General features: G+C 70.7%; 22 protein-coding genes and 1 riboswitch. Of the genes, 8 read left to right on the top strand and 14 right to left on the bottom strand.

Annotation, left to right across the window (positions count from 1 at the left end; genetic code table 11):
- Positions 1-38 precede the first annotated feature (38 nt).
- Positions 39-701 carry an ElyC/SanA/YdcF family protein gene (locus AB0H43_RS09925; protein ID WP_359999320.1) on the top strand — a complete coding sequence of 221 codons (663 nt, stop codon included), beginning with the start codon at positions 39-41 and terminating at the stop codon, positions 699-701.
- 122 nt (positions 702-823) lie between these two features.
- Here the strand turns inward: AB0H43_RS09925 and mgrA are convergent, their stop codons facing one another.
- Complete coding sequence (mgrA, locus tag AB0H43_RS09920) at positions 824-1,822, bottom strand: L-glyceraldehyde 3-phosphate reductase (protein ID WP_359998883.1); 999 nt, start codon at positions 1,820-1,822, stop codon at positions 824-826.
- 117 nt (positions 1,823-1,939) lie between these two features.
- Positions 1,940-2,046, top strand: a riboswitch (glycine riboswitch).
- Positions 2,047-2,120: 74 nt separating this feature from the next.
- Between mgrA and gcvP the strand changes: the two genes are divergently transcribed.
- Entirely contained in the window at positions 2,121-4,949 is a 2,829-nt protein-coding gene (gcvP, locus tag AB0H43_RS09915; protein ID WP_359998882.1) for an aminomethyl-transferring glycine dehydrogenase, read from the top strand.
- A gap of 174 nt (positions 4,950-5,123) precedes the next feature.
- On the opposite strand, the gene AB0H43_RS09910 is transcribed toward gcvP, so the two are convergent.
- A complete protein-coding gene (locus tag AB0H43_RS09910) occupies positions 5,124-5,321 on the bottom strand; it encodes a DUF5999 family protein (protein WP_290863684.1) in 198 nt (65 codons plus the stop codon).
- 162 nt (positions 5,322-5,483) lie between these two features.
- Here AB0H43_RS09910 and AB0H43_RS09905 point away from each other — a divergent pair, with 162 nt between their 5' ends.
- Positions 5,484-6,749, top strand: coding sequence for a chorismate-binding protein (locus tag AB0H43_RS09905; RefSeq protein ID WP_359998881.1), 1,266 nt, complete (start codon positions 5,484-5,486; stop codon positions 6,747-6,749).
- A gap of 81 nt (positions 6,750-6,830) precedes the next feature.
- On the opposite strand, the gene AB0H43_RS09900 is transcribed toward AB0H43_RS09905, so the two are convergent.
- The 5 genes from AB0H43_RS09900 to AB0H43_RS09880 form a co-directional block, all read right to left on the bottom strand.
- A complete protein-coding gene (locus AB0H43_RS09900; RefSeq protein ID WP_359998880.1) occupies positions 6,831-8,612 on the bottom strand; it encodes a substrate-binding and VWA domain-containing protein in 1,782 nt (593 codons plus the stop codon).
- 130 nt (positions 8,613-8,742) lie between these two features.
- On the bottom strand, positions 8,743-9,918 hold the full coding sequence (locus tag AB0H43_RS09895; protein ID WP_359998879.1) for a type III PLP-dependent enzyme: 1,176 nt from the start codon (positions 9,916-9,918) through the stop codon (positions 8,743-8,745).
- Entirely contained in the window at positions 9,905-11,320 is a 1,416-nt protein-coding gene (locus AB0H43_RS09890) for an IucA/IucC family C-terminal-domain containing protein (RefSeq protein ID WP_359998878.1), read from the bottom strand. The genes AB0H43_RS09895 and AB0H43_RS09890 overlap by 14 nt, the downstream gene beginning before the upstream one ends.
- Complete coding sequence (locus AB0H43_RS09885; RefSeq protein ID WP_359998877.1) at positions 11,320-12,885, bottom strand: IucA/IucC family protein; 1,566 nt, start codon at positions 12,883-12,885, stop codon at positions 11,320-11,322. Before AB0H43_RS09885 ends, AB0H43_RS09890 begins: the two co-directional genes overlap by 1 nt.
- Positions 12,886-13,120: 235 nt before the next feature.
- On the bottom strand, positions 13,121-13,858 hold the full coding sequence (locus tag AB0H43_RS09880) for a TSUP family transporter (protein ID WP_359999319.1): 738 nt from the start codon (positions 13,856-13,858) through the stop codon (positions 13,121-13,123).
- Between the two features lie 111 nt (positions 13,859-13,969).
- On the opposite strand from AB0H43_RS09880, the gene AB0H43_RS09875 reads away from it, so the two are divergent.
- Complete coding sequence (locus AB0H43_RS09875; protein ID WP_359998876.1) at positions 13,970-14,722, top strand: hypothetical protein; 753 nt, start codon at positions 13,970-13,972, stop codon at positions 14,720-14,722.
- A 110-nt stretch (positions 14,723-14,832) separates the two neighbouring features.
- Complete coding sequence (locus AB0H43_RS09870; protein ID WP_359998875.1) at positions 14,833-15,474, top strand: hypothetical protein; 642 nt, start codon at positions 14,833-14,835, stop codon at positions 15,472-15,474.
- Positions 15,475-15,676: 202 nt separating this feature from the next.
- Here the strand turns inward: AB0H43_RS09870 and AB0H43_RS09865 are convergent, their stop codons facing one another.
- The 5 genes from AB0H43_RS09865 to AB0H43_RS09845 all read right to left on the bottom strand — a co-directional run bounded on the left by AB0H43_RS09865 (position 15,677) and on the right by AB0H43_RS09845 (position 20,514).
- Entirely contained in the window at positions 15,677-16,894 is a 1,218-nt protein-coding gene (locus tag AB0H43_RS09865; protein ID WP_359998874.1) for a sporulation protein, read from the bottom strand.
- A 75-nt stretch (positions 16,895-16,969) separates the two neighbouring features.
- On the bottom strand, positions 16,970-17,500 hold the full coding sequence (locus AB0H43_RS09860; RefSeq protein ID WP_359998873.1) for a DUF6886 family protein: 531 nt from the start codon (positions 17,498-17,500) through the stop codon (positions 16,970-16,972).
- Between the two features lie 56 nt (positions 17,501-17,556).
- The gene (locus AB0H43_RS09855; RefSeq protein ID WP_359998872.1) at positions 17,557-18,363 is read right to left on the bottom strand and encodes a methyltransferase domain-containing protein; all 807 of its coding nucleotides are present in this window, start codon (positions 18,361-18,363) and stop codon (positions 17,557-17,559) included.
- 9 nt (positions 18,364-18,372) lie between these two features.
- Positions 18,373-18,999, bottom strand: coding sequence for a thymidine kinase (locus AB0H43_RS09850; protein ID WP_359999318.1), 627 nt, complete (start codon positions 18,997-18,999; stop codon positions 18,373-18,375).
- 141 nt (positions 19,000-19,140) lie between these two features.
- The gene (locus tag AB0H43_RS09845) at positions 19,141-20,514 is read right to left on the bottom strand and encodes an MFS transporter (RefSeq protein ID WP_359999317.1); all 1,374 of its coding nucleotides are present in this window, start codon (positions 20,512-20,514) and stop codon (positions 19,141-19,143) included.
- A gap of 277 nt (positions 20,515-20,791) precedes the next feature.
- Here AB0H43_RS09845 and AB0H43_RS09840 point away from each other — a divergent pair, with 277 nt between their 5' ends.
- Complete coding sequence (locus tag AB0H43_RS09840; RefSeq protein WP_359998871.1) at positions 20,792-21,028, top strand: hypothetical protein; 237 nt, start codon at positions 20,792-20,794, stop codon at positions 21,026-21,028.
- Here AB0H43_RS09840 and AB0H43_RS09835 read toward each other — a convergent pair.
- Together AB0H43_RS09835 and AB0H43_RS09830 are read right to left on the bottom strand one after the other, a co-directional pair.
- Complete coding sequence (locus tag AB0H43_RS09835) at positions 20,954-21,823, bottom strand: lysophospholipid acyltransferase family protein (protein ID WP_359998870.1); 870 nt, start codon at positions 21,821-21,823, stop codon at positions 20,954-20,956. The two genes, AB0H43_RS09840 and AB0H43_RS09835, sit on opposite strands and share 75 nt — an antisense overlap.
- Positions 21,824-21,901: 78 nt before the next feature.
- On the bottom strand, positions 21,902-22,177 hold the full coding sequence (locus AB0H43_RS09830; RefSeq protein WP_359998869.1) for a hypothetical protein: 276 nt from the start codon (positions 22,175-22,177) through the stop codon (positions 21,902-21,904).
- Between the two features lie 374 nt (positions 22,178-22,551).
- Here AB0H43_RS09830 and AB0H43_RS09825 point away from each other — a divergent pair, with 374 nt between their 5' ends.
- Both AB0H43_RS09825 and cydB read left to right on the top strand, forming a co-directional pair.
- Entirely contained in the window at positions 22,552-23,982 is a 1,431-nt protein-coding gene (locus tag AB0H43_RS09825; RefSeq protein WP_359998868.1) for a cytochrome ubiquinol oxidase subunit I, read from the top strand.
- Positions 23,983-23,997: 15 nt separating this feature from the next.
- Positions 23,998-25,065 carry a cytochrome d ubiquinol oxidase subunit II gene (cydB, locus tag AB0H43_RS09820; RefSeq protein ID WP_359998867.1) on the top strand — a complete coding sequence of 356 codons (1,068 nt, stop codon included), beginning with the start codon at positions 23,998-24,000 and terminating at the stop codon, positions 25,063-25,065.
- Positions 25,066-25,182 lie beyond the last annotated feature (117 nt).

The raw sequence follows: 25,182 nt of genomic DNA, 5'->3' as shown, positions 1-25,182 counted from the left end.
CCAACTGGCGTGCGTACGACATCCTGAAGAATGTGAAGATCCATTGGCGGTTGATCCGGCGCGGCCTGCTCATCGCGGGCCTGGCCGGGGTCGTGACGGTGACGGCCAGCCAGCTGTGGATCCGCGGCGGCGCCCGCGGCCACGTGTACGCGGAGAGCGACGTCCCGGCGCGGCCGGTGGCGTTGGTGCTGGGCGCGCAGGTCGACCCGGACGGCCGGCCGTCGGGCTTCCTGACGGCCCGGCTGGCGGAGGCCAAGCGGCTCTACGACGCCGGTAAGGTCCAGGCGATCCTCGTCTCCGGCGATCACGGCGAATGGCGGTACGACGAGCCGGGGCACATGCAGCAGTGGCTCCTGGCCAACGGCGTCCCCGCGCCGAAGGTGGTGGCCGACTACGCGGGCTTCGACACCTACGACTCGTGCCAGCGGGCCGTACGCGTCTTCGGCGTCACCGCCGCCATCGTCGTGACCCAGAGCTTTCACATCCAGCGGGCGGTGACCCTCTGTCGCGACGCCGGGATGGACGCGGTCGGCGTCGGGGACGACACCGCCCGGCAGTGGCGGCCGCAATGGGAGCGGGCGACCATCCGTGAACAGGGCGCCTATCTCAAGGCGCTCGTGGACGTGGTGTCGCGGCGTGATCCGGTCTACCTCGGCCCGCATGAGACGGGGGTGGAACACGCCCTCGCCACCCCCCGCTGACCCGCTCCCGCTTCGGACCTCTCCCGCGCCGGACCTCTACGGCGCTTTTGGCGCTGGATCAGGGCTCCGGGTCGAATCTTGCCCCAAGATTCGACCGAGAACCCTGATCCAGCGCCAAAACGTCAAAGGAGCTTGTCGATGTCGGCCAGTTCGGCGTCGGTGAACTCCAGGTTGTCCAGGGCGGCGACGTTCGCCTCGAGCTGGGCCACGCTGGACGCCCCGATGATCAGGCTGGTCATCCGCGGGTCGCGCAGCGCCCAGGCGAGCGCGAGCTGGGCCAGCGACTGCCCCCGCGCCCGGGCCAGCTCGTTGAGCGCGCTGACCTGTGCGAGCCGCTCCGGCGTCAGGTCGCTCTCGCTCAGGAAGACGCTCGTCGCGACCCGGGAGTCGGCCGGTACGCCGTTGAGGTAGCGGTCGGTCAGCAGCCCCTGGGCCAGCGGGGAGAACGCGATGCAGCCCGCGCCCACCTCCTCCAGGGTGTCGAGCAGCCCGTCGTCCTCGATCCAGCGGTTGATCATCGAGTAGGACGGCTGGTGGATCAGCAGCGGCGTACCCAGATCGCGCAGGATCGCGGCCGCCTGGGCCGTCTGCTCGGACCGGTAGGAGGAGATCCCGACGTAGAGGGCCTTGCCCGCGCGGACCGCCGCGTCCAGAGCCATCATGGTCTCCTCCAGCGGCGTGTCCGGGTCGAACCGGTGGCTGTAGAAGACGTCGACGTAGTCCAGGCCCATCCGGCGCAGCGACTGGTCGAGGGAGGCGGTGAGGTACTTGCGGGAGCCCCATTCGCCGTACGGACCGGGCCACATGAGGTAGCCCGCCTTCGTGGAGATCACCAGCTCGTCCCGGTACGCCTTCAGGTCGCCGGCGAGCAACCGGCCGAAGGTCTCCTCCGCCGTCCCGGGCGGGGGACCGTAGTTGTTGGCCAGGTCGAAGTGGGTGACGCCCAGGTCGAAGGCCCGCAGGACGATGTCGCGCTCGACCTCGTAGGACCGCTGGGCCCCGAAGTTGTGCCAGAGCCCGAGCGAGATCGCGGGCAGCCGCAGGCCACTGCGCCCGGACCGGCGGTAGGTCATCGTGTCGTAACGGTCGGAAGCGGCGGCGTAGCCAGGTGGGTAGGTCACGATCTTCACCCTAGACCTCGGCTCCGCCGGCCGTCCGGGCCAGCGGATCGTCGGCTCGCCGGGAGAGATGCGTAACAGCACCGCCGTCGGGGCACTGGTACCGTGGCGGGTAGCTGGTACGCCCGCGCGGGAGAGTCCGCGTACCCGGCATAGACCGGGCAGAACGGCGCCGAAGGGGCAATTCCTCCCCGGAACCTCTCAGGCACCCGGACCGCACGGGTCGGCGACGCTGGAGCGCAGGGTGGCGACAGCGGGGGAGGACGACATCGTCCCCGCCTCCCTGGGAGCAGCAGAACCCATGACGAGCCCATTCTCGTTCTCCGCGCGGCACATCGGGCCCACCTCCGACGACGCCCGCCGCATGCTGGAGTCGGTCGGCTACAGCAGCCTCGACGAGCTGATGGACGCGGCCATTCCCGAGGCCATCCGGTGGCACGAGCAGCTGGACCTCCCGGCCGCCGCCACCGAGGCCGAGGTCCTCGCCGAGCTGCGCGAGCTGGCCTCGCGTAACCAGGTCCTGACCTCCATGATCGGGCTCGGCTACTACGGCACGCACACCCCCGGCGTCATCAAGCGCAACGTCCTGGAGAACCCGGCCTGGTACACGGCCTACACGCCGTACCAGCCGGAGATCAGCCAGGGGCGGCTCGAGGCGCTGCTCAACTTCCAGACCGTGGTCACCGACCTCACCGGCCTCGACACCGCCAACGCGTCGATGCTCGACGAGGCCACAGCGGCCGCGGAGGCGATGACGCTCGCGCGCCGGTCGTCCAAATCCAAGTCCAATGTGTACGCCGTGGACGCCGACACCCTCCCGCAGAGCATCGACGTCATCCGTACGCGGGCCGAGCCGCTCGGCATCGAGGTACGCGTCGTCGACATCGATCAGGCCTTCGACTTCGAGTACTTCGGCCTGCACCTGCAGTACCCGGGAGCCTCGGGAGCCGTCCGGGATCACGCCGCCCTGATCGAGGCGGCCCACGCCCAGGGCGCACTCGTCACGGTCGCGGCCGATCTGCTCGCCCTCGTGCTGCTGCGCGAGCCGGGCGCGATCGGCGCCGACATCGCCTGCGGCAGCGCGCAGCGGTTCGGCGTACCCATGGGCTTCGGCGGACCGCACGCGGGCTACCTGGCGGTGCGCGCGGGCCTGGAGCGCTCGCTGCCCGGGCGTCTCGTGGGCGTCTCGCGGGACGCGGACGGCAACCGGGCCTACCGCCTGGCGTTGCAGACCCGCGAGCAGCACATCCGCCGCGAGAAGGCGACCAGCAACATCTGCACCGCGCAGGTCCTGCTCGCCGTCATGGCGAGCATGTACGCCGTCTACCACGGCCCGAACGGGCTGCGCGCGATCGCCCAGCACGCGCACGACAGCGCGACCCTGCTCGCGGCCGGCCTGCGCGACGGCGGCGTGGAGCTGGCGACCGAGCGGTTCTTCGACACGGTGACCGCGGTCGTGCCGGGCCGGGCCGCCGAGGTCGTGGCGGCCGCCGTCGAGCAGGGCGTCAACCTGTGGGCGTTCGACGCCGACCGGGTCGGCATCGCCTGCGACGAAACCACCACCGCGGCCGACATCGCCGCCGTGTGGGCCGCGTTCGGCGTCGCCGGTGTCTCCGAGGTGGACGCGTCGCCGGTCGCGTTCGAGCGCACCAGCGACTTCCTGACCCATCCGGTCTTCCGTACGCACCACTCCGAGACGGCGATGCTGCGCTACCTGCGCCGCCTGTCCGATCTCGACTACGCGCTCGACCGGGGCATGATCCCGCTCGGTTCGTGCACGATGAAGCTCAACGCCACCACCGAGATGGAGGCGGTGACCTGGCCGGAGTTCGCGAACGTGCACCCGTTCGCGCCGGCTGCCCAGACCGCTGGGTACGCCGAGCTGATCGAGTCGCTGGAGAGCTGGCTCGCCGAGCTGACCGGGTACGACGCGGTCAGCGTGCAGCCGAACGCCGGGTCGCAGGGTGAGTTGGCCGGCCTGCTCGCCATCCGGGCGTACCACCGGTCGCGGGGCGACGACGGCCGCGACGTCTGCCTGATCCCGTCGAGCGCCCACGGCACCAACGCCGCCAGCGCCGTGATGGCCGGGATGCGGGTCGTCGTGGTGGCCTGCGACGAGAACGGCAACGTGGACCTCGTCGACCTCGACCGTAAGCTCGCCGACCACGCCGAGCGGCTGGCCGCCATCATGGTGACCTACCCGTCGACCCACGGCGTCTACGAGACGAGCATCGCGGAGCTGTGCGCGAAGGTGCACGACGCCGGCGGTCAGGTCTACGTGGACGGCGCCAACCTCAACGCGCTGGTCGGCTTCGCCAAGCCGGGCAAGTTCGGGGCGGACGTGTCGCACCTGAACCTGCACAAGACCTTCTGCATCCCGCACGGCGGCGGCGGCCCCGGCGTCGGGCCCGTCGCGGTCCGGGCGCACCTGGCGGCGTACCTGCCGGGGCGGGGCGACGAGGCCGTCAAGGCGATTTCGGCGGCCCCGCATGGTTCCGCCGGCATCCTGCCGATTCCGTGGGCGTACGTGCGGCTCATGGGGCCGGACGGGCTCGCCTCGGCGACCGCGCACGCCGTGCTGGCCGCGAACTACGTCGCCGCCAAGCTGCGCGACCACTACCCGGTGCTCTACACGGGCAACAAGGGGCTGGTGGCCCACGAATGCATCCTCGACCTGCGGCCGCTGACCAAGACGACCGGCGTGTCGGTGGACGACGTGGCGAAGCGGCTCATCGACTACGGCTTCCACGCCCCGACGATGTCCTTCCCGGTCGCCGGGACGCTCATGGTCGAGCCGACCGAGAGCGAAGACCTCGGCGAGCTGGACCGCTTCGTGGACGCGATGATCGCCATCCGGCGCGAGATCGACGCCGTCGCCGAGGGCGTCTGGCCGAAGGACGACAACCCGCTGGCCAACGCCCCGCACACGGCGGCGATGGTGAGCGGCGACGAGTGGGCGCACGCGTACCCGCGGTCGGTCGCGGCTTGGCCGACGCGTGCGTCGGGAACGACTCAGCCGGGTGGCATGGATCCGGTGGGGAAGTACTGGGCGCCGGTGCGGCGGATCGACGGGGCCTACGGCGACCGGAACCTGGTCTGCTCGTGCCCGCCGCCGGAGGCGTTCGCCTGATCCGGCCCGGAACGTCACGAGGCCCGGCCGTTCGGTCGGCCGGGCCTGAAAGTCTTTGGTACGCGGTCTCTTCGGTGCTGTCCGGTGGGGCTTCGGCGCTGTCTGCTGGGTCGGCGGCTGACCGTCGGTGTCAGCCGGGGGAGTTCTGAGCTGCCACAAGGAGCGTGGCGCAGGTCACGCGAGCGCGTGCACTGCCGGGCCTCGCTGCGGTGCGATCATTCTCCCGTCCGGGAGCAGCTCGCCGGTGTCCTCGAAGATGATGACGCCGTTGCAGAGAAGGCTCCAGCCCTGCTCCGGGAAGCTGGCGACGACCCGGGCCGCGTCACGGTCGACGGCGTCGGCGCTCGGGCAGGGCGGTTGGTGCTGGCACATGGGGTGGTCTCCGCTGTGGTTGAGGGGTGATGCCTCGCCACTGTAGTGACGAATCACACGCCCCTGTGGAGTTGGTCACATGAACAGTCACGCACGCTACTACGCCGAACGATGCTATTTCGAGCAAGTAACGCCCCTCACACCCAGTAATCAACCCTTTGGATGATCCAAGTGAGTCCGGTCGTCGTACATTCGGTATCCATGCGGGGGCTTTCACCGGCCGCCGGGCCGCCCGGCGTACCGGCTCGTTGCCGGCGGCACGCGACCCCGGTCGCTCGGCTCGAATGGCGCCCCGGCGACCCCGTCGGTGCTGGCCATACCCCGGCTGAGCTGGTCGAATTCTTCTTGAGTGAGCACGGTTTGCCGGTACGTGATCTCGCTGCGGCAGGGTCCGGGCTCGATCTCCCGCACGGCCCCGGCGACGTCTGCGGAGCCGCGCTCTACGTCTCGGCGGCGGCCGGGGCGGCGCTGGCCGGCGCGTCCCCCGGTCGGTCGACTCCGGTCCCCGAAGTGCCCGAAATCGCCGCCATCGTGTACGCACATTCGGAATATTCCGTCACTCAGAGTAGTGATCTTGGCTCTTCATCGGCCTCGGCGTCTGCGCAGTTCGCGCTCGAACCCTGGATACCCAGTTGGACGGAGTCTGATCATGCCGAGGCGGTGGCCGCCGTCCGGGACGCGATCGCCGTCGGCGACGTGTATCAGGTCAACGTCGTCGGGCACGCGGCCGCGGCGTACGCAGGTGATCCAGTGCCCGCGCTGGAGCGGCTCGCCCGGCTCCGGGGCGCTCACTACGGCGGGCTCATCTCCGGAGAGGGGTGGGCCATCGCCTGTGCCTCGCCGGAGACCCTCGTGCGCGTACGCGCCGGAATTGCGCAGACACGCCCGATCAAGGGCACCGCGAAGGCGACCGAGGAGGGCCGGGCGCAGTTGCTGGCCTCGGCCAAGGAACGGGCCGAGCACGTCATGATCGTGGATCTGGAGCGCAACGACCTCGCGCACGTGGCCCAGATCGGCAGCGTACGCGTGGAGGAGCTGTTCGCCCTGAAGCACTGGGGCGATCTGTGGCAGGCGGAGTCGACCGTGACCGCGCGGCTGCGCCCCGGCGTGGGCCTGGCCGAACTGCTCGTCGCGGTATGCCCCGGCGGGTCCGTCACCGGTGCGCCGAAACTCGCCGCGCTGGCTCAGATCGCCCGGCTCGAACCGGTCGGCCGGGGCGCGAGCATGGGCGCGCTCGGCTGGGTCGGCCCGGACGGGCTGGACCTGGGGCTGACCATCCGCACGGTGGCCGCCACGCCGACACAGCTGCATCTGTGGGCCGGCGGTGGCATCACCTGGGGCAGCGATCCGGCCGCCGAAGTCGCCGAGGCCGCCGCCAAGGCCGCGCCCATCAAGGCTCTGCTCGGCGCTGCACCGGCCGCCGAATGATCATTGCGCCAGCCATGCTGTGAATTCCGGCATTTCGCGGCCTGAAACAGCATGGCTGGCGCAATGATCACGCCGTGGGGGTCAGCGGACGCCGAAGATGGCCTTCTGCATGACCGGCGTGATGTCGTAGGAGCCCTTCGACACCAGCGGCGCGGGCGCGTCCGGGGTGGACGCCGACGAGATCTGCGAGAGCACCTTGCCGTTGGCGTCCTGGCCGAGCGCGATCGTGACGATGGTGACCGGCCGCTTCGGGTCGCCCTTCTTCAGCTGGTCGAGCAGCTGCGCCAGCTTGAGGTTCTTCTCCTGGTCGTCGTTGGCGCCGTCGGTCAGCAGCACCACCATGTTGGCGGCGTCCGGGACGTACTTCGCCTGCACCGCCTTGTACGCGGCCAGCACGGCCTCGTACATGCCGGTGTTGCCGCCCGCCTTGAGATCGTCGATGGCGGACTTCAGCTTCGACTCGCGGGTGCCGCCGTCCATCTCGTCGTCGAGCGGGCCGAGCGGCACGTTCTCGACGTAGGACTTGCTGCCGGCCTTGTTCGACGAGAACGACCACAGCCCGGCGTTGCCCTTGCCCTGGAACACGTCGACCGCCTGCTTGGCCGCCTCCTTGGTCAAGTCCAGCTTGGACTTGCCCAGGCCGGGCACGTCGGCGCCCATCGAGCCGGAGACGTCGAGCACGAACAGGGCGTTGGTGAGCCGGGTCAGCGCCGTCCAGGTGTTGATGGTGTCGTTGACCGCGTCGGTCAGCAGGACGCCACGCGGCAGCGCCGTCAACGTGGAGACCACGCCGTTGTCCTGCGTGAAGTCGGGGCCGGGCTTGCGGTTGGCGTCGCGGTAGCCGGCGTTCTGGAAGGTCGCCCGGCCGTCGGTGCGGATGTACCGCAGGAAGGCCCGCGCGACGTCCTGCTTCGGCTTCTGCACCCAGTCGGCGTTGTCGAGCACGAGGTACGGGTTGTCCGCCTCGATGTTGCTCTTCGGGTAGATCGCGACGAGGGGCGAGGTGGGGTGCGCCCGGTTGTGGGCCAGCACCTCCTGCTCCAGGGCCGGGAACGCCGAGACGTAGGTCAGCCCGCCTTCGCCGCCCTGGCCGCCCTTGGAGTCGAACTCGTCCATGATCGCGCCGGTGTCGTCGGCCTTGACCTCGAGCACCGTCTTGAGCTTGAGGAGACCCTGCCGCTCGGTGTCGGAGACGTCCTGGTCGTCGTCGCGGTCGATGATCGCGGAGAGGGCGAGCAGGCCCGGCGTCGACTGGCCCGGATCGGTCATGCCGAGCTTGAACTTGCCCCAGCTCTTGCCGTAGGAGTTCCAGCCCTTGACGGCGGCCTGGTCGAGGACCGAGCCCCAGTCGACCTTGGCCGACGGCCAGCCCAGCGCCTGCGCCATGGCCTTCGGCATCGCCAGCACGACCGGCGACCGGGCGACGCTGGGCTGCAGGTCGGGCAGGATCGCCTCGGCGTCGCCGGTCTGGGCGCTGCGGAACCACGCGCTCGACTCCGGCACCCACACGTCCGGCTGCTGGCCCAGCTCGCTCGGCCAGACGCCGGACAGCGCGTTGGCGACCTTGTTCGAGTCGGCGGGCGTCACGGTGACCTTGCCGCAATGGCCGTCCACGTTGGGGCTCGTGGCCGCCCAGGTCTTGCCGAGCTCCTCGAGCAGGGGCGCGGTCGAGGGCGCCGCGACGATCGTCGCGGTCACCTCACCGGAGCAGCGGTCGGCCAGCAGGTTCTGGTAGCCGTAGACGCCACCTCCGGCGGCGACCGCCACCAGCACGGGCACGAGGATGAACAGCGCGGTGCGGCCGCCGCGGCGAGGGGAGCTGCGGCGGTGCGACCGGACGGCGGCGGAGCGACCGTTCGGCATGTCGGGTGCCTCCGAGGGGGTGGCGGGGCTGAGTAGGTCTCCTTGGGGGTGAGACCCGGCACAGTCTAGGGGGTTACCAGAGGGTTGCGCTGTTCTGGGAGACCATCTTGTGATCACCCGTCACGGGCTGTCAGAGGACGATCACATCCGGGTGCGGATGGCGGAGGAACTCGTGGTGGGAGATGTCCCACCCGTACGCCCCGGTCTGGCCGAAGACCAGCAGGTCACCGACGCGCAACCGGTCGACGCGCACCCCACGGGCGAGCACGTCCCGCGGGGTGCACAGCTCGCCGACGGCGTCGACGTCGACCCCGGCGATCTCGGGACGCTCCCACGGATGCGGCCAGTCGTCGACGCGTACGACGGTGAACGGGTGGCTGTAGCCCCACGCGGTGGGGAGCCGGAAGTGGTGGGTGCCGCCGCGCAGCACCGCGAACCACCGTCCGTGGGTCTGTTTGAGGTCCAGTACCTCGGCGGCGTACCAGCCGGTGGGGGCGGCGAGGAAGCGCCCGGGTTCGAAGGCGAGTTCGACGCCGTCCGGCAGGTCGAGCGCCGACCAGTCCAGCGCCGTCAGATCGAAACCACGGTCCGCGTCGTCGTACGAGATGCCGAAGCCGCCGCCGACGTTCACATACCGCAGCTGGATGCCCAGCTCCGCCGCCGTACGCCGGGACCACGCGACCGCGTCGGCGGTGAACTCGGCGTACGCGCCGGCGTCGAGGGAGTTGCTGACGGCGTGCAGGTGGAACCCGCACACCGGCACTCCCAGCGAAGCGGCCAGCGCGGCGACCGAGGCCAGCTGCGTCTCGTCGATGCCGAACGGCGTCGGCGTACCGGTCATGGCGTGTGAGCCGGCCGGTCCGGCGACGGCGCGGTTGACGCGCAGGGCGACGCGGGCCGACGGGGGGAGCGGTCCGAGCGCGGCCAGCCGCCGCAGTTCGAGGGCGCTTTCGACGTGCAGGGTCAGCTCGGTCGTCCGGGCGGCGTCGAGGGCGGCCGCCAGTTCGGCCGGAGTCTTGGCCGGGCCCCCGAAGGCCAGCCTGCGAGCCGACGCGGAGAGGGCGAGCTGGAGTTCGCCGCCGGACGCGACTTCCAGGCCGTCGGCCGTCTCGGCGTACGCCCCGACGAGCGCGGGATGCCCGTTCGCCTTCATCGCGTAGTACAGCGTCGCTCCCGGCGGCAGCGCCGCGCGGACGGCCGCGACCCGCGCCCGGGCCACGCCGGTGTCGTAGACGTAGGCGCAAACGGGTCGCGCCGCCGCAGACGCCGAGGCCAGCGCGGCGACGACCTGATCAGGCAGGCTCATGCAGCGGATTCTCCAACGGCACGTAGATGTCGCCGCGGCCCGGGTCGAGCCGCATGCGCACCAGCGCCTTGTGCGGCACCGTGGTGGCGGTGAGGAACGCGTGGTCGGCCTTGGCGGTGTCCGGCAGCGCCGGAGCGAGGTCGTCGTAGATCTCGTCCACAACACGGCGGATCGCGGCCCACGCGCCGGGCGGGTCCCCGAGGGCGTGGACGACCTCGCCGAGGTGCGCCTGGAACGCCGTGTACGCCACCTTCGCCAGCAGCACGGTGTCGTCGTCGGTGCCGACCACGGAGCCCGGCCAGAGGCCGACGCTCAGCCTGGCCTCGGCCAGCCGTCCGCTGTGGAGCCGCAGCCCGGCCAGGTCCCGGAGGATCAGCCGGGTCGGCCGGCCGCCGGTGAAGGTCACCAGGCAGTTCTGCAGGTGCGCCTCCAGGCCCACGCCGTACCGGGTCACCATGCCGAGGACCGGGGTCAGCAGGAGGCGGGCGTACTGCTCGGCGAAGTCCGTCGCGGTCAGCCCCGAGCGCGCCAGCAGCAGCTTCGCGATGGGCTCGCCGGTGATCGGGTCGGTCGCCGCCAGCGCGATCGCCGGCACGGGGTGCTCGCCGGACGCCATCGGCGGCAGCGGCTCCCGCAGGATCGCCGACAGGTCACGGCCCGAGCCCAGCGTCGACGCCGCGCCGGCCGGTTCCCGGAGCAGCACCGCCCGGTCGTCGCACTCGGCCAGCAGCGGCGGCAGCACCGACGACAGCAGCGGGCCGTTGCGCGTACTGGCGATCGAGATCGTGCGGCGCGTCGAGGTGATCTGCACGTCCAGCGACACCTTCAGATAGCCGACCGGCGTCCACAGTGTCCGGACCGCGGCGGTCACGCGCGCGGGCAGGCTCGCGCCCAAGACCGGCAGCTGCGGGTACCGCTCCCGCACGACGCCCAGCTGCCACTCGTGCACCGGCTGGGCGCGATGCCCGCGCGGCGCGGGCACGTCGAGCCGCTCACCCAGGTCGTCCCCGAGATGATCATCATTTGGTACGCCGACGAAGCGCACCGTGGTGCCCGGGCTCTCCAGGTCGTGCGCCTCGGCGTCGGTACGCGTCCAGCCCAGCCGGGTGCGGCCGCACGGGTGCAGATTGTGACCCTCGGTGGCCAGCTGCTCCAGGCGTACCACTTGATCGTCGGCGGCTTGACCCTCAATCTGCGTGAGCAGGTCCGGCGCTTGCGACGCGCGGGCCTGGTCGTCGGCCTCGGCCCGGCGGCGGTACGCGAGCGCGAGCTTGTCGATCGCGTCGTCGAGTTCGGCCCGCAGCGGCGCGGTCACGTCCCCCGGGGCGAGGCCCTCGCGCCGGAGCGCGGCCGTGAGCTTGCCCTCGACGGCGGCGGCCGCGCGGTCCCGGAACTCCGTCATCACACTCCAGCCAGCGGATTGGTCGTGGTCGCCCAGATGTCGGCGACCGGATCGGCGGCCAGCCGCATGGCAGTGGTCGCCTTGATCGGCAAGGTGGTTCCCGCCAACGCCAGCCGATCGCGCGGATCGGGCGCCTGCTCGGCGAGGTCGGCCGCCATCCGCCAGAGCGTCTGGGGATCGGCGCCGTGCCCATGTTCGAGGCGGTCCGCGATCTGGGTGAGCACGACGGCGAACAGCGTCGCGAACGGCTTGGCCCGCAGCTCGTCGAGATCGTCGGTCGGCAGGCTGCCCCGGACGTCGGGCAGGTCCACCCCGGCCTGCCGCAGGCGACCGGGGTGCAGGTGGATGCCGCCGACGTCCCGATAGCCCGCCTCGGCGGGCCGGCCGTACGCGAGCCGGATCAGCAGATTCTGGCCGTGCGCCTCCAGCCCGGCGCCCCGGGCCAGCAGCGTCAGCACCGGTGGGATCAGCACGGTCGTCAGATCCCGCCAGAACGCGACCGGATGACCTCCGTAGCCGATCCGCAGGACCTGGTCCAGCACATCCGGCCGGGCGACCGCCGCCAACGGCGTCCAGACGTCACCGGCCTGGGGCAGCGGCGCTCGCCGGACGCTGTACGCCAACATCGGGTGCGGTGCGCCGTCGACCAGCACCGCCCCGGCCGCCACCTCTTGCAGGACGAGGATCGGCAGGTCGGCCGCCAACCGGATCAGCAGGTCGCTCACCCGGGGTCCGTTGTGGACGGCGGCGGGGGAGACCTGGCGTACGGCGCTGGTCATCTGCACACCGAGGGCCGTCTTATAGTGCCGGTCCTTGGCGACCGCGAGCGTGCGCAGTGACATGAGCGGCTGACCCGTCACCCGGTCGACCGGCTTGCCGCCGAGCCGTCGCAGCTCGTCGCCGTAATGCGTGGCCTGCCACGGATGCAGCACCAACCGCGGCGGCGCCCCGGCGCCCGTGGTGAGCCATCGGCTCGGCGGCACCGACCAGATCTGCAACTCCACCGGCGTCCGGTGCTCCGGGGCGTACGCGAGGACGTCGGCGGTCGACATCCCGAGCCGCGTACGGCAACACGGATGCAACGGGTGCCCGTCCACGACCGCCTGCTCCATCACCGCCAGCCCACGGGGATCGCCTTGCAACTCCGCCAGGTCCAGTCCGGTCTGCGCGGTCCTGGCCAGGGCCAGGTTCGCGACGCTGTTGCTCAGCTCCCGTTGGAGGTGGACGGTCTCCGGGTTCATCGCGTTGAGCAGCTCGGCCGGGTCGGCGTACGCCGCCGTCCCGCCGTTCACCTGGACGCGAATCCGGACGTCGGCGTCGGCTTCGGCGTACTGGCCGAGAGCCGGGCCGATGGCCATCCGCCCGTCGGCGAGGGTCACGAGCGCGTCGCCGCCGACCGACCTCGTGTGGGCCACCCCAGGGACGGGCTCCCGCCGTAACGCGGTCCACAGTCGACTCAGGATTGCCGCCCGGGCGGCCGGAAGGTGCTCGTCGAAGCCGTCCACGAGATCGGGACGGATCTCGAGCAGCGCCCGGCGGGTCTGCTCGGCATCGGGGTGCGTCACGATCACATTGTCATACACCTAGAGTCCTAGGATGCCCTACGCGGTGTGACTGTTCCACGGGTTACTCCACAGCACCTTTCCTAAAAGGAGCGCCTCCGGCGCACCGACCCCCAAGCCCGCCCTTGCCGGCTTTCCGCGCGATCATGAACTAACGGTCGTGATCACGCGGCGTGTCGTGTCCCGGGCACCCTGATCGTCCCCGTGCGGGCCTCATCGACTTCTCCGTGGGGGAGGGTCAGCGGAACTGGTCCCAGCCGAGTCGCGCGACGAGGGCGAGCACGACGACGAGCAGCACGATCCGGATGAACTTCGCGCCGCGCTTGAGGGCCAGCCGCGCGCCGAGTTGGGCGCCGGCGATGTTGCAGACGGCGAGGATTCCGCCGAGGAGCCAGTCGACGTGGCCGAAGAAGCCGAAGACGGCGAGCGCGCCGAGGTTGGTGCCGGTGTTGAGGATCTTCGCCATGGCGCTGCCGTGGACGAAGTCGGCGCCGACGATGCTGGTGAAGGCGAGGACGAGGAAGGTGCCGGTGCCGGGTCCGATCGCGCCGTCGTAGAAGGCGATGGCGCCGCCGCCGAGGGCGATCATGGCGGCGATGCGGGTGGGGGTGCGTTTGGCGGGGTCGGCGGCGAGGCCGAGGCTGGGCCGGAAGGTGACGAAGAGCGCTACGGCGACGAGTACGCCGAGGATGACAGGCCGGTACGCGCCGGCGGGGACGCTGCCGGCGAAGAGGGCGCCGAGGCCGGAGCTGAGGACGGCGAATCCGGCGGCGGGGCCGGCGACTTTCCAGTCGATGGCGGTGTGGCGGGCGTACGTGTAGGCGGCGGAGGAGGTGCCGGCGATCGCGGTGAGTTTGTTGGTGCCGAGGATCGTGGGCAGGGGGAGGCCGGAGGCCAGCAGCATGGCGGGGAGGACGACGAGGCCGCCTCCGCCGACGATGGCGTCGACGGCTCCGCCGGTGGCTGCGGTGATCATGAGGATGGGGAGTCCGGCGAAGTCCACGGCTGCGGATTGTGGCCGTTCGGGGTTGGGCCGGGCCAGTTCGTGTGATGAGTGGCACTGGCGGGTGGACTTACCGTGTCAGCCATGTCGATGCGTACGCCGGGGGAGCCGCTTCGGTGGTGGGGGTGGCTGGTCGTGGCCGCTGTGGCGCTGGTGGCCGTCGGTTCGGTTGCGATGGTGTGGTGGTTGCCGGTGCTGGGTTTGCCGCTGTTCGTGGTCGCCGGGGTGGTGGCTGGGTTGGCTTCGGTGGGTGGTCGGCCGGGTCGACGGGTCGGCTTTCTGGTAGGCCCGTCCGGGTTCGGGGTGCCGATGGCTTGGCGGGCGATCGTTCCGGCGCTGGCCGGGTTGGTGCTCGTCGCCTCGTTTCTGCTCGGCCAGGCCGGGATGGTGGTGCGGCACGGGGACGACGTCGTCCTGCGGGCGACGTTCATGGTGTGGCTGGTCTTGGGTGGCGCGCTGGCGACGGTGTGCGTACGGCAGATCGTGGTGGCGGTGCGGCGGTCAGGCGTGGTGACGGTGACGGCGGCGGGGCTGACGTTGCGGCAGTCGTTGGGCACGGTGCTGATTTCGTGGTCGGCGGTGGTGCCGGGGGCATATCGGGCGGAGGGGTGGTGGCTGATGTTCGGTTTGTCGGAGCAGCCGCGGTTGTGGGGTGCGCCGACGCACAACTCGGCGGTGCCGGTGCGTCGGGTGGCGGTGGATCCGCGGTTCTTGGCTGACGTCGTGGATTTCTATGTGCGGCATCCGGAGCGGCGGGCGGCGATCGGGTCGGCGGACGAGCATCGGCGGTTGTGTGCGGATCTGGCGGCGGCGCAGGGTTTGCCGGGTGTGGCGTGAGGCCGGGGGAGCCGCGGCGGTGGTTCGGCGGGTGGATTGTGGTTGCAGCGGCGGTCGCTGTGGTGGCGGCGGTCAGTGCGGTGTTGAAGGCGCACGGGTGGTGGGTCCCGGTGGCTCCGTTGCTGGGGATTGCGCCGATGTGCCTGAATCTCGTGCTGTTGGGGCGGTCGTGGGGGCCCGCGGCGTTCGTGGTGCGTCGAGGTCGGTTCGGGGTGCCGGTGCGGTGGCCGGTTACGGCGATGCTCGTGGCTTATCTGGCGTTGATGGCCGGTTGGTGGGTGGAGAATGCCAGCCGGTTCGGGCGTGCTGGCTGGGTCCCGCTGATGGTCGGCACGGCGGCGTTGACGCTGGCGCTGGTCGCGGTGGTGCTGCCCAGTGTGGCGGCAGGTGTGCGGGGGTTTGCGATCGCGCTGACGCCGCAGGGGGTGGTGAGTGGCAGGCCGTTGGGTGTGGTGACGATTCGGTGGGAGGCGTTCGCCGTCGGTGGTCTGCGGCTTCGGGATGATGCGCTGGTGTGGGAGCCGTCGGATGTGGTGGCGCCGCGAGGTGTCGGGCTGGTGCGTCCACGGGCGGCGCTGCCGTTGCGGGTCGCCGATGTCGATCGCCGGTTCGTGCGGGATGCGATCGAGTTTTATGTGCGGCATTCGGAGCGGCGGGCGGCGATCGGGTCGGCGGAGGAGCATCGGCGGTTGTTCGCCGATCTGGCCGAGTGGTATGCGGCGGCTCGTCCGGGTTCGCCGGTCGGTCGCTGATTCGGCTCATCGGTGCACGGCCGACTCGGGTGAGGCGGCTGGGGCGTTGATCAGCGGCGGGGGCCGTTGCCCATCTTTCGGCGTTGTTCGGCGAAGAACATGCCGGCTGCTCCGACGGCGATGAAGAAGAGCGCGAAGCAGACGACGGCCTTGAACATGGGCGTCAGCCTAGCTCCGCGCTGTGCCTGGTGACCAGGGTGGGTTAGAAGTCGCCTCCGCCGAAGTCGCCGCCCCCGAAGTCGCCGCCGTCGAATCCGCCGGCGTCGTAGCCACCGCCGTCGTAGCCGCTGTCGTAGCCGGCGTCGGTGTAGCCGGGGTCGTAGCCGGTGTCGGTGTATCCGCTGTCGCCGACGTCGCCGCCGGTGTCGCCGGTGTCGCCGGTGTCGTAGTAGTTCTCGGTGACGTTTTCGGTGACGTTCACGTCGGGGGTGAGCATGTCGCCGATGACCATGCCGCCGAGGAAGCCGAGGGCGGCTCCGCCCGCACCGGCGGCGATCATGCCGCCCATGCCCGGGCCGCGGCGGTGTCCGCTGTCGTAGCCGCGGTACTCGTAGCCTCGGTCATGGCCGCCTCGGTAGCCGCCGTGGTTGCCGGCGGCGGCGTATCCGGGTCCGCCGGGGCGGTAGCCGGGCTGCTGCTGGTAGCCGGGTTGGGCGGGTTGCATGAACGCGCCTTGGGGTGCCGCCTGCTGGGGGAGCCGGGCGAGGGCTTCGCGGACCCAGCCGCCGATGATCTCGGTGAGGTCGCCGCTCGCGTCGGTGTGGGCGAGGGTGTGGTGGGTGGGCGGGCTGCCCCAGCCGGCTTCGATCGCGATGTCGAGCGCGTGGGGGTTGGCCGCGAAGTTGAGGCTGAGTTGGGGCAGGTGTGCGCCGGGCCGGCGGGTGTCGGCGGGGGCGTAGAACGTGATCCGCTGGACGACCGGGGCGGGGAGGCCGACTTGCTGGCCGGGGCGCAGGTCGGCGCGGACGAATCGGCAGCCGAGGTTGCCGAGGGCGTCGAGGAGGTGGTTGTGCACCGGCAGTGGGGCGATGGTGAGCGGGTCGAGGTCGGTTTTGCCGGAGCCGGTGCGGAGGTCGACCTGCGTGTGTACGCCGAGGGTGATGCCGGGCAGGGGTTGCCCGTAGATGGTGGTGATCGGGGTTTCCCACGGGGTCTGGGTGTTGAGCGGGATCGCGTGGGTGGCGCCGGCGGGGAGGGTGAAGCGGCCGGCGGCGATGATGCGGGCGACTTCGAAGGTGGCGCCGCCGGAGTGGGCGGCGAGGATAAGGGTGATGCCTTCGATTTCGGTGTCGGTGCCGCCGCCCTTGAGGTGGATCTGGCCCTGGAGGGGGCCGCCGGGGGTGGCGGTCGGGGTGGACAGCACGGTGTCGACGGTGGGTCCGCCGATGCCGAGGCTGCCCAGGAGTTTCTTGAAGACCATCTGCCCATGATGGCTCGTGGGCGCAACATCCGCCGGTGCCGTGGGGGTGTTTCAGGGAAGTCTCAGGGGTGCGGCTCAGGGTCGTGGGCGGGCGTTGCGGAGGCGGATGCCGCTGAAGCTGAGGGTGCTGGTGATGACCTCGTCCCACCAGGGCCAGAGCGTTTCGGTGAGGCGGAGTTGGATGCCGGCGTCGCGGTGGGCGGTGAGGAGGTCGCCGACGGGTTCGGCGGGGCCGAGGGGTTCGACGGTGGTGGTCGCGACGTACGCGTGGCGGTCTTCGTGGATGGGCTGGAACGCCGTGGCGGGAAGGCGGTAGGCGTACAGGGTGGTGGTTTGGAGGGTGGGGAGCCAGTCGTATTCGATGACGTGGACTCGGGTGGTGGCCGGGCCGAGGAGGCGGGCGGCGTCGGCCGGGTCGGTGTGGGTGCCGGTCCAGGCCATGGCGCGGGGGCATTGGCGGGGGAACCAGTAGGACGGGCTGTGGGCGTCGTCGACGGCCCACACGTAGGCGCCGGTTTCGCGGGCGGTCGGGGCGACGTGGGGGTGGAAGACGCTGATCGTGGGGTCTTCGGAGAAGTGCAGGAGTTCGCCGGGTCCGGGGCGCATCCGGGCGACGGTACGCGCCCCGGGCTGGTCAGGCGAGTGGTTTCGCCGCTCTCCGGTCAGGCGAGTGGTTTGACGGCGATGACGTGGAAGAGGCGGGCGGTGAGTTTGTAGGGCAGCCGGTCGGCGAGGGCCATCTCGAGGCGTTCGAGTTCGGCGTAGAAGCCGGCGTCGTATTTGCGGTCGTCGTCGGCCATGTAGTCGCAGACGCTGCGGATGCCGTAGTGGCCGTCGACGCGGGCGCCGAGCTTGGTCAGGACGGCGATGACTTCGTCGGCGGTGCGGGGGGTCATCGGGGTGCCGAAGGTGCGGGTCATGCGAACCGGAGACTTGAGCGCTTCGAGGGCGGCGGTGGGGTCTTGTTCGCGTACGGCGGCGCGGAGGGGTTCGCTGTGGGCGTTGCCGCTGATGACCGACAGGACGCCGCCGGGGCGCAGGGCGTCGAGGCAGGTGGTGAGGGTGGCTTCGACGTCGGTGACGTAGGGCAGCAGGTTGTGGCAGAGCACGAGGTCGTGTTCGAGGCCGGCGAGCAGGTCGGGCAGGCGGGCGACGTCGGATTCCACGATGGTCATGCGGTCGGCGACGCCGGCTTTGCGGGCGAGTTCGCCGGCGGCGGCGAGCATCTGCGCGGAGTAGTCGACGAGTGTCACCTTGTGACCGGCGGTGGCGAGGCGGACGGCTTCGACTCCGTTGCCGCCGGCGACGTCGAGGACCCGCCCGGGCGCGCCGCCGGGGAGGGCTTCGTCGAGGTGGCGGGCCAGGTTGTGGGCGGCGATGGCGTATCGCAGCCTGCCCCAGGGTGCGTCCTGCCATTGCCGCCAGGCCGATATGGCTTCGTCGAAGGTACCGCTGCTTACTCGTCCCATAGGGTGACGCTACTCAGCCGAGCCGTCGTGCGCCAGAGCGGTGTCGGTGGCGCCCAGTTCGCCGGCGCGGTAGTGCCTGCGGCACAGCACTTGGTAGCGCACGTCGTCCTGGGTGGCGCCGGTGTCGCCGATGACGACCTGTTCGCCTTCGCGGGCCACGGCGCCGCCGACGAGGCGGGCGTTGAGCAGGCCGGGGCGGCCGCACCAGCAGAGGACTTCGACTTGGAGGCGGTGGACGCTGTCGGCGAGTTCGAACAGGCGTCGCGCGGCGGGGAACAGTTGGGAGCGGAAGTCGGTGGCCAGGCCGAAGGCGTACACGTCGACGTCGTAGGTGTCGACGAGGTCGGCGAGCTGCTCGATCTGGTGTTCGGTGTAGAAGCAGGCCTCGTCGCAGATGAGGTAGTCGACGGCGGCGCCGGCGGCCCAGCGTTCCCGGACGAGCGTCACGAGGTCGAGGTCGTCGGTCACCTCGACGGCGTCGTGGGACAGGCCGATGCGGGTGGTGACGCGGGGGCTCAGCGACCGGTCGTTACGGGTGAGGACGATGCCGCGGCGGCCCTGCCGGGAGTGGTTGTAGTCCATTTGCAGGGCCAGTGTGGACTTGCCGCAGTCCATCGGTCCCCAGAAGAACTTCAGCGAGGCCCCGTCGCGTAGTCTGCCGTCGCCCGCCGCCCGGCAGGACGCCCCGTGTCCGGTGTGATCCACGGGCGGCAGCCTAGTAAACGTGGCGGTGCCGTGTGCACGCCACCCGGTGTGCGCACGGCGTACCACTTGATGTTAGAGAAGCTTGGGCGGCGTGTTGCCGGCGGCGGTGATCGCGCGCCGCATGGGCACGGCGAGCAATGCGGCGAAGCCGAAGATGAAGAACGCGATGAGCGAGACGATCGCGAACCGGTAGCTGCCGGTCTGGTCGAAGGCGAAGCCGAACAGCAGCGGGCCGAGCCAGCTGGTGCCCTTGTCGGAGATCTCGTAGAGGCCGAAGTATTCGCCTTCGCGGCCCTTGGGGATGAGCTGGGAGAACAGTGACCGGGACAGGGCTTGGCTGCCGCCGAGGACCAGGCCGATCGCGGCGGCGAGCGCGGCGAACGGCAGGACCTTGCCTTCGGGGAGGAAGTAGGCGGCGATGACGATGACCGACCAGACGGCGAGGCTGCCGAGGACGGTCTTCCACGCGCCGACCTTCTTGGCGAACCAGCCGAGCAGCAGCGCGCCGCCGAACGCCATGAACTGGACCATGAGGATGACCGGCATGGTGACGGTGATGTCGAAGCCGAGTTCTTCGGAGGCGTAGGTGCCGGCGAGGCCGATGACGGTCTGGATGCCGTCGTTGTAGACGAGGAACGCGATCAGGAAGAACAAGGTCAGCGGGTACGCCTTGAGGCTGCGCAGGGTGTGCCACAGCTGGCGGAAGCCGTCGAGCAGCACGTTGCCGCGGTGCTCGCCGCCGGACGCGGGCCGGTCGCGCAGCCACATCAGTGGCAGTGTGGTGAACACGGCCCACCACACGCCGGCGGACACCAGCGACCAGCGGGCGACTTCGGCTTTGCTGTGGTCGTCGGTGCCGAACAGGACGACGGCGACGACGTTGAGCAGGAACAGCAGGCCGCCGCCGAGGTAGCCGAACGCCCAGCCGCGGCTGGACACCGCGTCGCGGTCGTTCTCGTCGGCCAGCTGCGGCAGGAACGAGTTGTTGACGACGACGCTGGCGCCGAACGCGACGTTGGCGATGAGGAACAGGGCCGCGCCGAGGGCGTACCGCTCGCCGGTGAGGAACAGCAGGCCGATGGTGGCGAACGCGCCGATGTAGGCGAACAGGCCGAGCAGGCGGCGTTTGCGGCTGGACCGGTCGGCCATCGCGCCGGCGACGGGCAGCACGAGCACCTGCAACGCCACTGACAGCGAGGTGACGTAGGGGAACAGCGAGCCGGCTTTGAACGTCAGGCCGAGCAGGTGCACGTTGCCGGCGGCGTCGGCGCCCGCCTTCGCGATCGCCGTCAAGTACGGGCCGAGGAAGGCGGTGACGACGGTCGTGGAGAACGCCGAGTTGGCCCAGTCGTAGAAGTACCAACCGAGCCGCTCCCGCGGCGTGGACAAGGCGGCGGCCCCCGCTTGGGGCGGCGCTTCTGCGGTCATAGCGGCAGATGATGCCAGGAGCGGGTGCCGCCCGCGATCATCCGGGTGGCCGGTCCCTTCCCGGCGTGCCGTGTCCCCGCTCGCGAGGCGGGGGCCGGTTTCGCGGCGACGTCCATCTTCCTGGCGGGTATCCGACGTTCACCCGAGGGTGGGCCTGCCGGTTGCCGGATGCCTCTAGTCAATCCGTACGTCGTCAGTGACAATGTCCGAACGATCGTCAATTTAATAGGCAGGCCTCGAAGGGGCGGGACGCGACGGCGGCACCGGTCCCCCCGGCGGCGCGGAGGGTGGGGAGGTGTTCGCGTTGGCTGCCGAAACCGGCTCCGACGACTGGGTGGTGCGCCTGGCCCCTGATCAGGTGGCCCTGTTGGAGCGGCTGGCCGACGGGCAGACCATCGCCGCGGCCGCGGCCGCCGAGTGGATGTCGCTGCGGACCGCCAATCGCCGCGTCGCCGAGTTACGGGCGTTGCTGGGACTGTCCAGCACCCGGGAGGTCGTCGCCGCCTACATCAAGCACCGCCGGCGTACGTGAGTCGGGGTTGAACGACCGGCGGGTCTCGCTGCGCCGGGTCGGGTCGGTGTAGGCGGGCCGGTCGGGTTCGTTCACCCGCAACGGGATCAGCTCCGCGTGCAACGCCGCGATGATGCGGTCGGTCGCGCGTTGCACGTCTCCGCGTACGGCGGGGTCCAGATCGGACAGATCGATCGGCTTGCCGAAGTGGACTTTCACCGTCGGGCGTTTACGGAAGTCCCGCCACACCGCCCGGGCCAGGTTGGCCGGGATGTCGGCGTACGGGAGGACCTCGTGCGAGCCCCACTGGGCGACGGGGACGACGGTGACCCGGGTCGCGAGCGCCAGGCGGGCCATGCCGCTGCGGCCGCGTTCGGGCCACAGGCCCGGATCGAGGGTGATGCGGCCCTCCGGGTAGCCGGCGACGACACTGCCCTCGGCGAGCGCGGCGACCGCGTCGTCGACAGCCGCCGACGCCAGCGCCTCGTCGGCCGACACCCGGGTGCGATTGACCCGGATGTGGCCGCTGGCTCGCATGGCCGCGCCGGCGATCGGCGCACGGAACAGCCCCCCTGTCGCCATGATCCGCGGCCGTACGCCGATCTTCAGCGTGGCGGCGGAAAACGCGATCGGGTCGAAGGTGCCGATGTGGTTCACGGCCAGAATCAGCGGCCCGTGCCGAAGCCGATCGGGCACATCGCCGGTGACCTCGAGCCGGGCCAGCAAGCCGGTGACGATCCGGGCGAGCAACTGCAGCACGCGCCAGACCAGGGGCGCGCGCCAACGGGGGCCGGTCGGTGTCGGTGTCGTGCTCATCGCGGGACGATCGTGGCACATGCAGGCCATGCCCGGTGTCACCGGGGCGTCTCGTGCAGCTCCTGCGGCGCGGTCGCGTCACCATGCGCGGCTTTGGCGAGCCTGGGTCGTGCGGCGACCGTGCCGTCCCGCCTCCGGAAGGGCCGCAGCCGCCGCCTCCGCCGCCTCCACCGCGCCTGGCAACACCCGGCCGACCCCATGCGCCCCGGCCGGGTCCGTGATCTCCGGAAGGCGGAGTACCTTTCCGCCGGCCAGTGAGGTACGCCTGCTTCCGGAGATCACCGAGCCGGTCCAGCCACGCCGGGCGGAGTCGGCCCGGGCGGGCGGACCCCGGCCGGCGGAGCGCAACCCCACCGGGCGGAGTCCCGCTGCCGGCGCGATCCCACCGCGCGGACCCCCGGCGGAGCTCGGCCGCGTGGCACCGCCAACCTCCAGGGCGATGCCCGTTGGGCGAGGCACAATGCAGCCACGATAGCCGCAAGCTATCGGCTCATGGCGGTCGGCTGTGGCCACGGCCTGCGCAAACATGAATTCTGTCGGCCGCCGGTGCAGGTGCCGAACGGCGGAATCGGCCGCCAGCAGGGGATCGATGGCCCGGCCCATCGAATCCGGTCAGATCACCCCACCCGGCGCAGGACCTGCGGCCTGCGGAGTTGGGTCACATTTCCCCTCCAACGCCCCTGGGCCGGTCGTATGGTCGCGGCAGGACGACCAGCGAAAGGACCGGCATGGACGCGCTCGACTGGGCCAGGTGGCAGTTCGGCATCACGACCGTCTACCACTTCCTGTTCGTACCGATCACGATCGGGTTGTCGTTCCTCGTGGCGGGGTTCCAGACGGCCTGGGTACGCGCGGAGAAGCGTCGCGATCCGCACGCCGCGCGGTGGCTGAAGCTGACGAAGTTCTACGGCAAGCTGTTCCTGATCAACTTCGCGATGGGCGTCGTCACCGGGATCGTGCAGGAGTTCCAGTTCGGCATGAACTGGTCGGCGTACTCGCGGTTCGTCGGCGACATCTTCGGCGCGCCGCTGGCGATCGAGGCGCTGCTGGCGTTCTTCCTCGAGTCGACCTTCCTCGGGCTGTGGATCTTCGGCTGGGACAAGCTGCCCCGCAAGATCCACCTCGCGTGCATCTGGATCGCCGCGTTCGGCACCGCGCTGTCGGCGTACTTCATCCTCGCCGCGAACTCGTTCATGCAGAACCCGGTCGGGTTCAAGCTCAACCCGGAGACCGGGCGGGCCGAACTGACCGACTTCGTGGCGGTCCTGACGAACAAGGTCACCCTGGTCACCTTCCCGCACACCCTCGCCGGCTGCTTCCTCACCGGCGGCGCACTGGTCGCCGGAGTCGCCCTATGGCACGTCATGCGCGACAAGACCACCGACGACAAAGACCGGCGGGCGTACCGCAGCGCGTTGAAGGTCGGCGGGTGGACGGCGCTGGTGGCGACCGCGGCCCTGTTCGTCACCGGCGACACCCAGGGCAAGATCATGACCGAGGTGCAGCCGATGAAGATGGCGGCGGCCGAGGCGTTGTACGAGACGCAGCAGCCCGCGCCGTTCTCGCTGTTCACGATCGGCACCCTGGACGGCAGTGAGCCGATCTACTCGATCGAGGTGCCGGGCCTGCTGTCGTTCCTCGGCACCGGCAGCTTCGACGGGCAAGTCCAGGGCATCAACGACCTGCAGGCCGAGTATGAGCAGAAGTACGGGCCGGGCAGCTACACGCCGATCATCCCGGTGACCTACTGGACGTTCCGCCTCATGATCACCTTCGGTGCGCTCGCCGGCCTGGTCGCGCTGTGGGCGCTGTGGGCGACCCGGCGCGGGCGTACGCCGCGCGGACGGTGGCTGCGCTGGGCCGGGCTGAGCCTGCCGCTGCTGCCGCTGGCCGCGAACTCGGTCGGCTGGATCTTCACCGAGATGGGCCGCCAGCCGTGGATCGTGTTCGGCCAGCTCAAGACGGCGCAGGGCGTGTCACCGTCGGTCGGCGTCAGCCAAGTGATCACCTCGCTGACCGTGTTCACCGTGCTCTACGGGGTGCTCGCCGTCGTCGAGATCGGGCTGCTGCTCAAGTACGCCAAGGCCGGCGTACCGGACGTGACGCCGCCGCCGGAGAAGCCGGACAAGACCGACCAGCCCCTGGCGTTCGCCTACTAGGCCGGAGAGAAGACCATGGAACTGACCACCGTCTGGTTCATCCTCATCGCGATCCTGTGGACCGGCTACTTCGTCCTGGAAGGCTTCGACTTCGGCGTCGGCATGCTCCTGCCGGTCCTCGGCCGGGCCCGCGGCGACCAGGCGCTGGCCGAACGCCGCCGCCGCGTGCTGATCAACACGATCGGGCCGGTCTGGGACGGCAACGAGGTCTGGGTCATCACCGCCGGCGGCGCGACGTTCGCCGCCTTCCCCGAGTGGTACGCGACCATGTTCAGCGCGTTCTACCTGCCGCTGCTGCTCATCCTGGTCGCGTTGATCGTGCGCGGGGTGGCGTTCGAGTACCGCGGCACCCGTGACGACCCGAAGTGGCGCCGCCGGTGGGACGCCTGCATCGTGATCGGGTCGGTGGTCCCGGCGTTCCTGTGGGGCGTCGCGTTCGGCAACATCGTCCACGGGCTCAAGATCCGGCCCCAGCCGCTGCCCAACGGGCCGCTGGAGTACGTCGGCTCGTTCTGGGACCTGCTCAACCCGTACTCGGTGCTGGCCGGGGTGACGATGGTGCTGCTGTTCCTCACCCACGGCGCGATCTTCCTGACCCTCAAGACCACCGGCGAGGTCCGCGACTCGGCCCGCGCGATCGCGTCGAAGGCCGGGCTGGTCGCCGCGGTGTTCGCGGTAGCGTTCTTCGCGTTCACCTTCAGCTACCGGTCCACCGGCGCGTCGATCGCGCTGTCCGTGGCGGCGGTCGCGGCGTTCGCGGCCTCCCTGTCGCTCATCGTGGTACGCAAGGGGCAGCGACCGGGGACCCGCAAGGAAGGCTGGGCGTTCGCCGGGACGGCCGCGTGCATAGCGTTGACGGTGGTCTCGCTGTTCGTGGCCCTGTGGCCGAACGTGTTCCCGTCGTCGCTGCTGCCGGAGTGGAGCCTGACCGCGCAGAACGCGTCGTCCACCCCGTACACGCTGAAGATCATGACCTGGGTGGCGGTCGTGTTCACTCCGCTGGTGCTGCTCTACCAGGGCTGGACCTACTGGGTGTTCCGCAAGCGCATCGGCGTCGAGCACATCCCGGACGGGGCGCACTGACGGCCTCAGTCGCCTACTCAGTCGCTCCGTCCCGGGCGACTCAGTCATCCCATCCCGGGTGACTCAACCCTCGCACCAGAGGGATGAAAATGCCGCACCACCACAGGCGAGCCGGTG

This window comes from Hamadaea sp. NPDC050747 (genome assembly GCF_040654195.1).
In the GTDB taxonomy this organism is placed as follows: domain Bacteria; phylum Actinomycetota; class Actinomycetes; order Mycobacteriales; family Micromonosporaceae; genus Hamadaea.
Note: the sequence above shows the minus strand (reverse complement) of the source record. Positions and strands in the feature narration are given on the sequence as shown.

Bases quoted from the DNA above. Each gene is read 5' to 3' on its own strand.
- AB0H43_RS09835 (WP_359998870.1), bottom strand. From the start codon at position 21,823: ATGAGCACGACACCGACACCGACCGGCCCCCGTTGGCGCGCGCCCCTG.
- AB0H43_RS09890 (WP_359998878.1), bottom strand. From the start codon at position 11,320: ATGACGGAGTTCCGGGACCGCGCGGCCGCCGCCGTCGAGGGCAAGCTC.
- cydB (WP_359998867.1), top strand. From the start codon at position 23,998: ATGGAACTGACCACCGTCTGGTTCATCCTCATCGCGATCCTGTGGACC.
- AB0H43_RS09875 (WP_359998876.1), top strand. From the start codon at position 13,970: ATGTCGATGCGTACGCCGGGGGAGCCGCTTCGGTGGTGGGGGTGGCTG.
- AB0H43_RS09865 (WP_359998874.1), bottom strand. From the start codon at position 16,894: ATGGTCTTCAAGAAACTCCTGGGCAGCCTCGGCATCGGCGGACCCACC.
- AB0H43_RS09900 (WP_359998880.1), bottom strand. From the start codon at position 8,612: ATGCCGAACGGTCGCTCCGCCGCCGTCCGGTCGCACCGCCGCAGCTCC.
- AB0H43_RS09905 (WP_359998881.1), top strand. From the start codon at position 5,484: ATGATCCAAGTGAGTCCGGTCGTCGTACATTCGGTATCCATGCGGGGG.
- AB0H43_RS09895 (WP_359998879.1), bottom strand. From the start codon at position 9,918: ATGAGCCTGCCTGATCAGGTCGTCGCCGCGCTGGCCTCGGCGTCTGCG.
- AB0H43_RS09860 (WP_359998873.1), bottom strand. From the start codon at position 17,500: ATGCGCCCCGGACCCGGCGAACTCCTGCACTTCTCCGAAGACCCCACG.
- gcvP (WP_359998882.1), top strand. From the start codon at position 2,121: ATGACGAGCCCATTCTCGTTCTCCGCGCGGCACATCGGGCCCACCTCC.
- AB0H43_RS09910 (WP_290863684.1), bottom strand. From the start codon at position 5,321: ATGTGCCAGCACCAACCGCCCTGCCCGAGCGCCGACGCCGTCGACCGT.
- AB0H43_RS09880 (WP_359999319.1), bottom strand. From the start codon at position 13,858: ATGATCACCGCAGCCACCGGCGGAGCCGTCGACGCCATCGTCGGCGGA.
- AB0H43_RS09855 (WP_359998872.1), bottom strand. From the start codon at position 18,363: ATGGGACGAGTAAGCAGCGGTACCTTCGACGAAGCCATATCGGCCTGG.
- AB0H43_RS09825 (WP_359998868.1), top strand. From the start codon at position 22,552: ATGGACGCGCTCGACTGGGCCAGGTGGCAGTTCGGCATCACGACCGTC.